The organism is Methylobacterium variabile, assembly GCF_001043975.1.
Classification (GTDB): Bacteria; Pseudomonadota; Alphaproteobacteria; order Rhizobiales; family Beijerinckiaceae; genus Methylobacterium; species Methylobacterium variabile.
In genome coordinates, this window is the sequence record NZ_LABY01000017.1 from 1 (window position 1) to 12,595 (window position 12,595).

Genomic DNA, 12,595 nt, shown 5'->3' on the forward strand with positions numbered 1-12,595 from the left:
GCCGATCAACACGCCCCGACGCGAGAGATCCGGCGATGACGCTGGGCTTTCTTGCGTCGGAGCCTGCTCCCCTCTCGGAACGGCATTGACACCCTCCCCTGTCATCCGGCGCCGCGCCGTCGAACGGCCTCGTTCGACGGGGCACACCAAGCGAATGATACCCTCGCGCCTTCGCATCGACACGTCGATGCGAAGGCGCGAGGGTATCAGCGCCGGCGCCCGTTCGGGCTTGCCTTGCGCCTCCGAACGGGTCCGTTCGAAGGCGCGGCGGTATGACAGTGGAGAACGTCGCTCCCGTCATTCCGGACGATCGAACGCTCGACGAAAAAGAACCCACCAGGAGGAAACACATGAAGCTGTTCTACGCCAAGGCGTCGCCGTTCGTCCGCAAGGTGCTGGTCGTCGCCCACGAGCTCGGGCTCGCCGACAGGATCGAGCTGCTGCCGACCGCCGCCCACCCGATCAACCGCGACGCCGGCATCGTGGCGCAGAACCCCCTCGGGCAGGTGCCGACGCTGCTCCTCGACGACGGCACGGTCCTGGCCGACAGCCGGGTGATCTGCGAGTACCTCGACCATCTGGGCCAGGGCGGTTTCTTCCCGGCCCCGGGCCCGGCCCGCTGGGCGGCCCTCACCGCGCAGACGATCGGCGACGGCCTGCTCGATGCGGCCCTGCTCTGCGTCTACGAGACCCGGGTGCGCCAGGAGACCGAGCGCTCGCCGGCCTGGGTCTCCGGCCAGCGGGAGAAGATCGCCGACGCGCTCGGGAGGATCGAGGCGGCGGCGCCGGAGTTCGGCGAGCGGGTCGACATCGCCACCATCACGTATGGCTGCGGCCTCGGCTACCTCGACCTGCGCCTGCCCGACCTGGGCTGGCGCGAGCGCGCCCCGGCGGCGGCGCAGTGGTTCGCGCGCTTCGGGGACCGGCCGTCGATGCAGGCGACGCGGCCCGAATGAGCCGCAGGGCCGGGACCGGCCTGGCGCGGCTCTTGCTGGGCCCGCGAGGCGCGTCCCTGCCCGCGGGGTCTCTCCCATGCACGATACCCCCACGAACGACACCCCCGGGGTGGCCGATCTCCCCAGGAGCGACTTCGTCGCGCTCCTCCTCGCCGCCCTGACCTTCTGCCTCGGCTACTGGGCCGCGGGCGCGGCCGTGCGCCTCGCCGTGCGGCTCGGGCTCGGCCACGCCCATCTGGGCGAGGGCAGCCTGGCCCAGCTCTGCCTCGCCCTCGCGGCGGGGGTCGCGGCCTGGCGCTGGGCCCGGGCCGCCGGCCCCGCCCGGGCCTGAGCCCGCGGGCCCGGCGCCGCGCACGGCCGCCCAGCAGAGCCCGGACCAGGTGCCATCGGGGCAAAGCCCTGGTCAGGTGCCATGCGGGCGAATACTGGCGGCCCTGCTTCCTCGCCCGTTGCGCGGGCGGGGGATTTCTCGCGACTGTCCTCCGAGCACGCGGAGGCCGCGCCATGTCGACACGCCTGGTGAAGAAGATCGCGATCGTGTTCGGGGCGGGCTCCGCCGGCACCGGATGGGGCAACGGCAAGGCCGTCGCGGTGGCCTTCGCCCGGGAGGGCGCCCGGGTGATCTGCGTCGACCGCCTGCTCGCGGCCGCTGAGGAGACGGCCCAGATCATCGCCGAGGAGGGCAACGAGGCCGAGGCGCTCTGCGCCGACGTCACCGACTTCGATGCGGTGGCGAAGGCCGTCGCCGCCGGCGAGAGGCGATTCGGCCACATCGACATCCTGCACAACAATGTCGGCCTGCCGGAGGCGGGCGGCCCGGAGGACCTCGACGAGGAGGCCTGGCGCCAAGCGCTCGAGGTCAATGTCGGCGGCGTCTGGCGCACCTGCAAGGCGGTGCTGCCGGGGATGCGGGCCCGGCGCCGGGGCGCGGTGGTCAACATCTCGTCGGTGGCCTCCCTGCGCTGGACCGGGACACCGTCCTTCGCCTATGCGGCCGCGAAGGCGGCGGTGAACCAGGCCACGGTCTCGGTGGCGATGCAGTACGCCCGCGATGGCATCCGGGCGAACGCGATCCTGCCGGGACTCCTCGACACCACGGTCGCCGACGAGTGCCGGGGCGCCGGCACCCTGGATGCCGGCCGCGACCGACGGGTGCCCCTGGGCCGCCTGGGCGAGGCCTGGGACATCGCCCACGCGGCAGTCTTCCTCGCCTCCGACGAGGCCCGCTTCATCACCGGCGTCTGCCTGCCTGTGGATGGCGGCCAAAGCTGCAGCATGGCGGCGATGGCCTGACGAGGCCCGGAGCAACGTCCGACGACGGGGATGCCGGCTCGTCGAGGACGATTGCGGCCCATCGACAACCAGGAGGCTCGCCCGGCCGCAACGCGGTCGGGCGAGGCGATAGGGCTCCGGCCGCCAGAAACAATGTGGCCGAAGCGTTACAGCTCGGGCCGAACCGTCCGCTGCCGCCAAGCTCGTCTTCCCGGCCCGGGCCGCGGGCGTTAGGCTTCGGACCATCACGGCGCGGCGGCCCGGAACGGGCCCGTCCTGCGCCGCCAGGAGCCGGTCTCCGGGAGCCTCCGCCAGGGTCCCCGCGGGTCCGGCTACGCGTCATCCGGGAAAGCGACCGAATGCGGACGACAATCAAGGCTGCCCTGGGCGCGCGGACCATACGCCGCGGTGCGACCGCGGCGGCGCTGGCCGCGCTCGCAGGCTGCGCCACGCCGGTGCTGACCCAGACCGGCCTGCTGACGCGCTACGATCACCTGACGGCGAGCGACGCCACCGCCACGAAGTCGCGGATCTTCATCGACAAGGCGGCGATGGCCCAGGTGCGGACCGTCCGCATCATCCCGACCACCTTCCCCGAGGCGGTCTCCGGCCCCGGCCTGACCGAGCAGGAGCGCCGGGTCGTCGCCAACGCGGCGGACCGGGCGCTCTGCTACGAGCTGTCGCTGCGCTACGACGTGGTCTCGTCCGGCAAGGCCGACCTGACCGTGCGGTCCAGCATCACCCGCGTCGGGCTGACCAACGTGCCGGCGGCGGGCGTCGCGGTCGGCGCCTCCGCGGCGATCTCGATCGCCGCGCAGGTCGGCGTCGGCTTCGCCGACACGATCGGCAAGGTGCCGGTGCCGCGCCTGCCGATCGGCCTCGGCGACCTGACGGTGGAGGCCGAGGCCCTCGACGCCCGCCGCCAGCAGCGCGCCGCCATGGTGTGGGCCGGGGGCGCCAACTCCTTCACCAACCAGGCCCGCTTCTCGCCGGCCGCCGACGCCTACGACCTCGCCGGCGATTTCGGCCAGGATTTCGGCTCGTTCCTGGCCACCGGCGAGGACCCGTTCGAGGCCGAGCTCACCATCCCGACCTACGATCGCGTCCGCGTGACGGTGCTGGGCGAGATGCCCCGCGACCCCGACTGCCAGGCCTTCGGCCGTGCCCCGGGCATCGACGGCATCATCGGCGATTCGTTCGGCCTGCCGCCGGACTGGACCGACAAGGGCCCTCTCGCCGGGCGCCCGTGAGGCGGGACTTGGCCTTGAGGCGGGATCTGGCTTTGAGTTCGCCTCAGCCCAGCGTCGGCTTGGCAGTCATCAGCCAGAGGATCGCCAGCATCGCGGCGAAGGCCGGCCAGCCGCAGGCGAACCAGATCCGGAACAGCCGGTCGTAGGCCGCCAGCAGCTCCTGCCCGCCCGCGGCCGCCGCCCGCGCGAGGTCGCGCAGGCGGAGCTGAATCCGCACCACCGGCAGCCAGAACAGGCCGACGAGGACGTAGAGCCCGATCGACGCGAGGAGCCAGCCCTCGGTCAGCGGCCAGCCGACGAGACGGGCGAGGGCGTAGCCGGTCAGCGGCTGCACCACGGCGGCGGTGGCCGTGAACAGCGCGTCGGCGATCACCACCGTGCCGGCGACGTGGGCGACGAGGGCCGGGTCGCGGGTGCGGTGCGCGGCCAGCATGAAGAAGGCGATCCCCGTCCCCGTGCCGAACAGCACCGTCGCGCCGATCACGTGCAGCCAGCGCAAAAGGTCGATCCAGGGCACCGCTCAGCGCTCGGCGGCGAGGGCCAGGGCGACGAGCGCCAGGAGGGCGGCGGGCAGCGTCTTCACGAAGGGGCCGAGGGGGTCGGCCCAGAGGTCGGGAGCGAGCAGCGTTCCGGCCGCCAGGTAGGCGAGGGTGCCGCCGACCATCGCCAGGGCGGCGAGCGGCATGGTGCGCCGCACCAGCATCGCGGCCCCGAGGGCGAGGTCGAGGGCGATGCCGGCCGCGACCGCGGCGCCGGCGAGGCCGGGCCCGATGCCCCGCGTGGTGAGCACGGAGGCCGCCGCGTCGAACCGGGCGAGGCCGACGAGGCCGGAGACGAGCCAGAACAGCGCCAGACCGCCGACGACGAGCGGCTTCAGCAGCCAGAGCCGGCCGAACCAGCGCTCCTGCACCGTGGAGGGCAGGCGGCGCAGGCTCGCCCGGAGACCGGACGGCGCCGGCCCGCCGGCCCGCCGCCAGGGGCCGGGATCGCCGGTGACGCCCTCCGTGACCTGAACGAGCGCCGTGCACCGTAGGGGCGAGCGCCAGCCGAGCCGGCCGAGGCCGTCGCTGACCGCCGCCACCAGCCGCACGAGGGGCCGCGGCACGGTCGCGACCGCGGCCGGGGGATGGCCGAGCCAGGCCCGGAACGCCGCGACCACGGCGCACATGGCATGCGCCTCGTCCTCCACGAGGTCGTAGGCCGCCCTGGGCGGCACCGTGCCTGCGACGGCGAGGCGCACGGCCTCGGCGACGTCGTCGACGTGGACGGTCTGGATCGGCCCGGCCCCGCCGACGACCGACACGACCAGCGGGACGGAGGCCAGCGCCCGCAGCAGCGCCGTGCCGCCATAGGCGGTGGGGCTGAGCACGAGGCCCGGGCGCAGGATCGTCCAGTCGAGGTCGAGCGCGGCCAGGGCCGCGTCGGCCTCGGCCTTGGTGCGCATGAAGGCGGTTCGCGCATCGGATGAGGCGCCGACGGCAGAGACCTGCACGACCGTGCGAAGTCCCGCCTCGGCGCAGGCCCGGAAGAGCGCCCGCATGGCGGTTGCCTGCACGGCGCGCACGTCGTCGCGCGGGCCGTCCTGGAGCACCCCGGCGCAGTTCACCACCGCGTCGCAGCCGGCGATCACCGGGTGCCACGAGGCGGGATCGGTGAGGGCCGCGAGGTCGCGCGTGATCCAGGTCGCCTCGGGGAGGCGGCGCCGCGCCGCGGCGGTGTCGCGCCCGAGGGCGCAGACCTCGTGGCCCGCCTCGAGCAGGCGCGCGAGCACGGCGGAGCCGATCAGGCCGTAGCCGCCGAGTACCAGGATCCTCATCGGGCGACGGCCTTCGGGGTGCGGGCGGCTCCCCGCGGTTTCACCCGCCGGGCGGCCGGGGCGCAAGCCGATTCCGCCGCCCGGTCACCCGCCTGTGGCCGAACGGCAACCCGATCGGAAACGGCGTCCCGCGCTCCCGGCGGGCCGCCGTACCTTGCTCAGAAGTACGACTTCAGCGGGCCGCGCCGGCGCACGTCGAGCGTGGCGCAGTGGAACGAGCCGCCGAACGGGCCGTAGGACAGGAACGGCGTCGGGATCGGGTCGAAGCCCCAGTCCTTGAGCGCCTTGATCAGCGTCGGCTGGCTCGAATCGACCACGATCTTCTTCTCGTCGATGGCGAGCACGTTGATCGAGGTCCAGGGCGAGCACATCGAGATCTTGCTCATGAAGCCCTCGACGGGGTCGGGGCGGGGGGCGATCAGCACGTCCCACTTCTTGAGCACCGCCGGCAGCTTCTCGACGTCGATGTAGTCGGGGTTGACCAGCACCTTGCCGGGGGCGAGCGGCATGAACGACGAGTCGATGTGCATCGGCTGCGGGCAGCGGCTCTCGATCTCGTGGATGCGGAAGCCCGGCCCGAGGTGGCGGCGCAGCCACTCGATGCCCATCAGGTTCGTCACGTTGGAGCGGGTCACGAACAGGTCGCGGCCGCAGCGCACGAAGTCGGCCGCGTCGAAGACCGGCTCGAACTCGTTGACCGTGAACTGCATCGGCTCGCCGGCCTTCAGGTTCGGCACCCGGTAGCCGTAGTTGTAGAGCTCGTCGGTGAGCTGGGGCCGCGGCGCCGAGGTCCAGCGCGCGCCGGCCCGGAAGTACTCCTTGAACAGCGAGCGGTAGGCGTCGCCCTCGAAGTAGCGCGAGCGCCAGCACATCGGGCTCTCGATGATCTCGTCGCCGATCACCAGGTACGGGTCGCGCGGGCAGGCGACGCAGAAGCCGCGCGACGACCAGCGCGGCGCCTTGAACTTCTTCGAGAAGTCGACCGAGTCGGGACGGCGGATCTTCACGCCCTCGCCGGCCAGGATCTTGATGAAGCCGTCCAGCTCCTGCTGGGCGAGCTTCTTCATGAACCCGGGGTACTTCCAGCCGGAGGCGAGCCGGTAGAACGGCTGGGCGGCCCGCGGCAGGTTGAAGATCACCGTCAGGTGGTGGGTCGGGATCGTGGCGCCGTCGAGCGAGCCGACGATCACCTCCTCGAGCGGGTCCCACTCGTTCCAGGCCATCACCGGCGATTGCGGCGCCGGAGCGCGGCCGGGACCGTCGCCCTGGAAGGCCGGCAGGTCGTGCGCGGCCGCATCGTCGAGCGGGCTGCGCTCGGCCTCGAAGGTCGTCTCCCGATCCATGCCTCGTCCATCCCCTGACGGCCGTCACAAGCGGCCTTCTCTCGCGTGATTCCAGAGCCCCGCCGGTCCGCGCCGGCCGGGGAGGAAGCTGCGCCATAACATAAGCTTGCGGCGATGCTTGGTCGGGCTCGCCGGGCCGGTGGGACATGCCGGATTCACCGGCAGTGTGTCCGGGCGGTGATAGACAGGGCCCATCAAAGCTGCAACGTGCCGGGATGCAACGGCGCTGCTTTGTTTCGCCTCCGTTGCCGGAATGGCGCGCCCCCGCGGTCGCTGCCGCGACGACAGAAAGAGGGTCATGAAGCGACTGACGACTCTGGGCCTGATCGCCGGCCTGTGCACCGTGATCGGCCTGTTCGTCTCCTCGGGACCGGAGGCGGTCGCGGATGCCCTGTGGGCCTCCGGCTGGGGCGCCGTGCTGGTGGTGGCGGCGCGCTTCGTGGCCGTGGCCTGGGCGGGCCTCGGCTGGTGGGTGGTGTTTCCCCGCGACGAGAGACCGCTGCTGCGCACCTGCGTCGGCGTGCGCTTCGTGCGCGAGGGCGTGAACACCCTGCTGCCGGTGGCGCAGGTCGGCGGCGACCTGATCGGCGCCCGGCTGCTGACGCTCCAGCGCGTGCCGGGGGCGCTCGCGGGCGCGACCACGCTGGTGGACCTGATGATCCAGGCGCTCACGCAGTTCCTGTTCACGGTGGCGGGCCTCGGCATCCTGGTCGCCCTCGGGGGCGACGGGCCGATCGTGCACTATGTCGGCCTCGGCCTCGTCGTGGCGGCCCCGGCCCTCGTGGCGTTCTACCTGGTGCAGCGGCGCTTCGGCCAGGCCCTGCTGCAGGCGGCGATCAACCGCTTCGCCGGCGGGCGCGAGTGGCGGATCTTCGGCGCGGTCGACGTGCTGTTCGAGCGCCTGCGCGGCCTCTACGCCGCGCGCGGCCGCATCGCCACCGCCATCGGGACCCACCTGATCGGCTGGATCATCGGCACCCTCGAGGTCTGGATCGTCCTGCGCTTCATGGGCTACGAGGTCGGCTTCCTCGAGGCGATCGTGATCGAGAGCCTGGCGCAGGCGGTGCGCGGCGCCGCCTTCGCGGTGCCGGGCGCGCTCGGCGCGCAGGAGGGCGGGCTGATCGCGCTCTGCGCGGTGTTCGGCATCCCGGCGGAGGCGGCCCTGGCCCTGTCGCTGATCAAGCGCCTCGCCGACCTGACGGTCGGGCTGCCGAGCCTGCTGCTCTGGCACGCCCTGGAGGATAACGCCGATCAAGGCCGCCGCCCGGCGGCCGGGATCGGCGCGGCCCTGCGGGCGCGCCTGCGCCCGCGCCAGGGCCTCGGGCCCGCCTTCGGCTACGCCGCGGCGCCCGTCGATGGCAAAGGAGAGTGACCTGGTGCAGACCCGACGCGAGATCCTGCGCAGCCTGACGATCGCCGGCCTCCTGGCGGCGGCCGCCCAGGCGATGCCGCTGCCGGCCGCGGCCCAGAGCGCCGCCGCGCCGGCGGCCGAGGCCGGGGAGGGCGACCCGGCGGTGGCCACCGTGCGGCGCATGACGGAGGCTCTCGAGGCCGCCCTGAAGGCCGGCGACGTACGCGCCCGGGCCGAGATCCTGTCCGGACCGATGCAGCAGAACTTCGACCTGCCGGCGATGCTGCGCCTGGGCGTCGGCACGCGCTGGAAGGAGATCCCGGCCGACAAGCAGGAGGCCCTGACCGCCGCCTTCGGGCCCTACCTGACCGCGACCTACGCCACGCGGCTCAGCGCCGCCGCCGGCAGCAAGTTCGCGATCGACCCGAAGAGCGAGGCGCGCGGCAACGGCCGCATCGTGCACGTCACCGTGACCGACGGCAGCGGCGACACCTCCCCGGTCGACTACGTGCTGAACGCCGAGAACCGGATCACCGACGTCTACCTCCAGGGCACGGTGAGCGAGGCCGGCACCCTGCGCACCGGCTTCTCCGAGCCGCTGCAGGAGGGCGGGCCGGACGGCCTGCTGGCCCACCTGCGCAAGTCCACCGAGACGATGCTGGCGGCCCCGCCGCCGAAGGCGGCGCCTAAGCCCTGAGCCGGATCACGGTGCCGGCGACAACCGGGCACGAACGATCCGTCCGTAGCATCAGAGCCATAAGACAGCCCGCCGCGCCCCGCGCGGCCAACTCCTCCCAGGGATCGTGCGTTTCGCCATGGACTGGACCTGGATCTCCACCCTGCTGATCATCCTGGCGCTCGCGGGATGCGTGTACGGCCTGACCACGGCCTGGCTCGCCGGGCGCCTCGCCCGGCGCCCGGTGCCGCACCTGGCCGCGCAGGCGCCGCGCCCCTCGGTGACCGTGCTCAAGCCGCTCTGCGGCGACGAGCCGAACCTGCACCAGAACCTCACCACCTTCTGCACCCAGGCCTATGCGGGCGCCGTGCAGGTGATCTTCGGGGTGCAGACCGCGACCGACCCGGCGATCGCGGTGGTGCACCGGCTGCAGGCCGAGCACCCGTCCCTGCGCATCGACCTGGTGATCGACGCCCGCCAGCACGGCGCGAACCGCAAGGTCTCGAACCTCATCAACATGGCGGGCCTGATCGCCCACGAGATCGTGGTGCTGGCCGACAGCGACATGGTGGTGGCGCCCGACTACCTCGAGCGGATCGTCGCCGAGCTGGCGCAGCCCGGCGTCGCCGGCGTCACCTGCCTCTACCACGGCGTGCCGGCCAACCGGGGCGTGTGGGCCCACCTCTCGGCGCTCGCCATCGACACCCAGTTCCTGCCCAACGTGCTGATGGGCACGGGCTTGGGCCTCGCCGATCCGTGCTTCGGCTCGACCATCGCGTTCCGCACCGAGCTCCTGCCCAGCATCGGCGGCTTCGAGGCGATCCGCGACGACCTCGCCGACGACTACGCCCTCGGGGCGGCGCTCCGGGCACAGGGCGGCATCGTGGCGATCCCGAGCTTCACCATCGGGCATACCTGCGTCGACACCTCGCTTGCCGGGCTGTGGCGGCACGAGACCCGCTGGAACCGCACCATCCGCAACCTCGATCCGGTCGGCTACGCCGGCACCCTGGTCACCCACGCCTTCCCGCTGGCGCTCATCGCCGCGCTGCTGCCCGGCTCGGGCGTCACCGCCCTGGCGGCGGCGGCCCTGGCGCTGGCCTGCCGCATCGTGCTGTGCGTGCGGATCGAGCGGGCCTTCGGCCTCGAGCCGCACCCCTACTGGCTGCTGCCGATCCGCGACCTCCTGTCCTTCGCCGGCTTCGCTTGGTGCTTCGTATCCGGCGCCGTGACTTGGAAAGGTCATGATTATCGGGTCGTTGCGGACGGCACGCTGATCCCCGAGCCCGGCCTCGCCCGCGAGTCCGGCGCTCCCTCGACCTGACGACACGACATCGGCCGTTCGACGGCCTCATCGGCCGCGCAGGCGGCCTCACGGCCGCTCTGGCGGCCCCTCCTCAGAGACGACCCCGATGATGCGGACCCTCTTCCTCCAGGCCCCCACCTTCGACGGCTTCGACGGCGGCGCCGGCTCGCGCTACCAGGCCAAGCGCGAGATCAAGTCGTTCTGGTACCCGACCTGGCTCGCCCAGCCGGCGGCCCTGGTGCCGAACTCCAAGCTGATCGACGCGCCACCGCACGACATCAAGCTGCCGGAGATCGTGGCCCAGGCCAACGACTTCGACCTCGTGGTGCTGCACACCTCGGTGCCGTCGTTCAAGTCGGACGTGAAGACGATCGAGGCGCTGAAGGCGGCGAACCCGAAGCTGATCGCCGGCCTGATCGGCGCCAAGGTCGCGGTGGACGCCGCCGGCTCGATGGCCCAGGCCCCGGTGGTCGATTTCTGCGCCCGCAACGAGTTCGACTTCACCGTCAAGGAGGTCGCCGAGGGCGTGCCGATGGCGGAGATCAAGGGTCTCTCGTACCGGAACGCCGACGGCGTCGTGGTCCACAACCCGGACCGCGAGATCATGACCGACATGGACCAGCTGCCGTTCGTGACCTCGGTCTACAAGCGCGACCTCGAGATGGAGAAGTACTTCATCGGGTACCTGAAGCACCCCTACATCTCGTTCTATTCCGGCCGGGGCTGCAAGTCGCGCTGCACCTTCTGCCTGTGGCCGCAGACGGTCGGCGGCCACACCTACCGCACCCGCTCGGTCGCGCACGTGATCGAGGAGATCAAGTACTGCCTGAAGGAATTCCCGCAGACCAAGGAATTCTTCTTCGACGACGACACCTTCACGGACAACCTCCCGCGCGCGGAGGAGATCGCCCGCGAACTCGGCAAGCTCGGCGTGACCTGGTCGTGCAACGCCAAGGCCAACGTGCCGCGCGAGACCCTGAAGGTCCTGAAGGAGAACGGCCTGCGCCTGCTCCTGGTCGGCTACGAGTCCGGCAACCAGCAGATCCTGCACAACATCAAGAAGGGCATGCGGGTCGAGGTCGCGGAGAAGTTCACCAAGGACTGCCACGAGCTCGGCATCGCGATCCACGGCACCTTCATCCTCGGCCTGCCGGGCGAGACCAAGGAGACGATCCAGGAGACGATCGCCTTCGCCAAGCGGATCAACCCGCACACCATCCAGGTCTCCCTCGCCGCGCCGTATCCTGGCACCTTCCTGTACAAGCAGGCGGTGGAGAACGGCTGGCTCGACAAGGACAACGCCGAGCTGGTCGACGAGAACGGCGTGCAGATCGCGCCGCTGCACTACCCGCACCTGTCCCACACCGAGATCTTCAATTCGGTGGAGGAGTTCTACAAGAAGTTCTACTTCCGCGCCCCGAAGATCGCCTCGATCGTCAGCGAGATGGTGCGCTCGCCCGACATGATGAAGCGGCGCCTGCGCGAGGGCGTCGAGTTCTGGCACTTCCTGCGCGAGCGCCAGGGCGTCGCCAAGAAGGCCGCGTAAGCGCCGCCTCATCACCGCATCGTCACGACGGCCGGGCTCGCGCCCGGTCGTTCTCGTCCGGCCCCCCTCGACAGGGGCGCCCCGCCTCGTGCTACGTCACGCAACGGCAGACCCGTGCCGCGCGATGCCCGCCAGGGCACGGCCAGCGGTGATCAGTCCGCCTCAGGCAGCCAGTCAGGATAGCCCAACCCCGCCCTCCGGCGCCGGCCTCCGGGCAGCCAGGATCGGACCCTGCGGGCTACGGGCCCCCGTTCGGTCCCCGCGGCGGGGTGTGTTTCAAGCCAGACGGAGCAGAAGAGAATGCCGCCGACCGGCCTCGGCCTCATGAGCGTCGCGCTCTGCGTCCTGGTGCTGGCCATCCTGTGGCGGCAGGTCGGACGGATGAGCCGAACCATCCACGAGTGGGAGCAGGGCCTGCTCTACGTCGACGGCCGCTTCGCCGGGGTGCTCGGCCCGGGCCGCTCCCGCACCCTGGGCCGGAGCGACCGCCTCGTGGTGACGCTGCCGCGCGGCTTGAGCTTCGAGAACCTCTTCGCCCTCAAGGTCACGAGCGCCGACCGCCTGCTCTACCGGGTCTCGGCGACGATCGCCTTCGAGATCGTCGATCCGCGCGCCGCCCACGCGGGCAACTATCGCGAGGCCCTCAAGCTCGCCGTTACCGACGCGTTGGTGCACGCCGCCGCCCGCAGCGTCGAGGCGATGCTGGCCGACCGGCCGGGGCTCGGGGCGGCGCTCGCGAGCGATGTCCCGCAGCCGGTCGCGGGCTGCCGGCTCGCGTCGATCACGGTCACCGCCCTCACCCTGCCGCCGGATCCGCGGCGCCTCTACGTCGAGGTCGAGCGCGCCCGCCTCGAATCCCAGGCCGCCCTGGAGCGCGCCCGCGGCGAGCAGGCGGCCCTGCGCTCCCTCGCCAATGCCGCCCGGATGCTCAAGGGCAATCCCGAGCTGATGAACCTGCGCCTGATCCAGGCGCTCTCCCCCTCCGGCGGCAAGGGCGGCGCGACGCTGGTGCTCGGCCGCGACGCCCTGGTGGCCGCGAGGCCGGGGGATGCCGCCACGATGGAGCAGGACAGCTGACG

Annotated in this window: 12 protein-coding genes; 9 read left to right on the top strand and 3 right to left on the bottom strand. The window is 72.2% G+C overall.

Features of this window, described 5'->3' with window-relative positions:
* The first annotated feature begins 350 nt into the window (after positions 1-350).
* The 4 genes from VQ02_RS02495 (at position 351) to VQ02_RS02510 (ending at position 3,478) form a co-directional block, all read left to right on the top strand.
* Positions 351-956: a glutathione S-transferase family protein gene (locus tag VQ02_RS02495; RefSeq protein WP_048442579.1), complete on the top strand. Its 606-nt coding sequence runs from the start codon at positions 351-353 to the stop codon at positions 954-956.
* A gap of 76 nt (positions 957-1,032) precedes the next feature.
* Entirely contained in the window at positions 1,033-1,287 is a 255-nt protein-coding gene (locus tag VQ02_RS02500; RefSeq protein WP_048442580.1) for a hypothetical protein, read from the top strand.
* A gap of 173 nt (positions 1,288-1,460) precedes the next feature.
* Complete coding sequence (locus VQ02_RS02505) at positions 1,461-2,249, top strand: SDR family NAD(P)-dependent oxidoreductase (RefSeq protein WP_048442581.1); 789 nt, start codon at positions 1,461-1,463, stop codon at positions 2,247-2,249.
* A gap of 338 nt (positions 2,250-2,587) precedes the next feature.
* Positions 2,588-3,478 carry a DUF3313 domain-containing protein gene (locus VQ02_RS02510; protein ID WP_048442582.1) on the top strand — a complete coding sequence of 297 codons (891 nt, stop codon included), beginning with the start codon at positions 2,588-2,590 and terminating at the stop codon, positions 3,476-3,478.
* 43 nt (positions 3,479-3,521) lie between these two features.
* Here VQ02_RS02510 and VQ02_RS02515 read toward each other — a convergent pair whose 3' ends face one another.
* From VQ02_RS02515 to VQ02_RS02525, 3 genes are all read right to left on the bottom strand, one after another.
* Positions 3,522-3,995 carry a DUF2269 family protein gene (locus VQ02_RS02515; RefSeq protein WP_048442583.1) on the bottom strand — a complete coding sequence of 158 codons (474 nt, stop codon included), beginning with the start codon at positions 3,993-3,995 and terminating at the stop codon, positions 3,522-3,524.
* A gap of 3 nt (positions 3,996-3,998) precedes the next feature.
* Positions 3,999-5,294 (bottom strand): SDR family oxidoreductase, encoded by a 1,296-nt coding sequence (locus VQ02_RS02520; protein ID WP_048442584.1) that lies wholly within the window; start codon positions 5,292-5,294, stop codon positions 3,999-4,001.
* 158 nt (positions 5,295-5,452) lie between these two features.
* On the bottom strand, positions 5,453-6,637 hold the full coding sequence (locus VQ02_RS02525; protein WP_048442585.1) for an amidinotransferase: 1,185 nt from the start codon (positions 6,635-6,637) through the stop codon (positions 5,453-5,455).
* Positions 6,638-6,935: 298 nt separating this feature from the next.
* Between VQ02_RS02525 and VQ02_RS02530 the strand changes: the two genes are divergently transcribed.
* From VQ02_RS02530 to VQ02_RS02550, 5 genes are all read left to right on the top strand, one after another.
* Positions 6,936-8,009, top strand: a complete 1,074-nt coding sequence (locus tag VQ02_RS02530) for a lysylphosphatidylglycerol synthase domain-containing protein (RefSeq protein WP_048442586.1) — start codon at positions 6,936-6,938, stop codon at positions 8,007-8,009.
* Positions 8,010-8,013: 4 nt separating this feature from the next.
* Positions 8,014-8,685 (top strand): MlaC/ttg2D family ABC transporter substrate-binding protein, encoded by a 672-nt coding sequence (locus VQ02_RS02535; protein ID WP_245239607.1) that lies wholly within the window; start codon positions 8,014-8,016, stop codon positions 8,683-8,685.
* Positions 8,686-8,803: 118 nt separating this feature from the next.
* Positions 8,804-9,988, top strand: a complete 1,185-nt coding sequence (hpnI, locus tag VQ02_RS02540; protein WP_048442587.1) for a bacteriohopanetetrol glucosamine biosynthesis glycosyltransferase HpnI — start codon at positions 8,804-8,806, stop codon at positions 9,986-9,988.
* 91 nt (positions 9,989-10,079) lie between these two features.
* Positions 10,080-11,516 (top strand): hopanoid biosynthesis associated radical SAM protein HpnJ, encoded by a 1,437-nt coding sequence (hpnJ, locus tag VQ02_RS02545; RefSeq protein ID WP_048442629.1) that lies wholly within the window; start codon positions 10,080-10,082, stop codon positions 11,514-11,516.
* A gap of 300 nt (positions 11,517-11,816) precedes the next feature.
* On the top strand, positions 11,817-12,593 hold the full coding sequence (locus VQ02_RS02550; RefSeq protein ID WP_053080161.1) for an SPFH domain-containing protein: 777 nt from the start codon (positions 11,817-11,819) through the stop codon (positions 12,591-12,593).
* Positions 12,594-12,595: the final 2 nt, after the last annotated feature.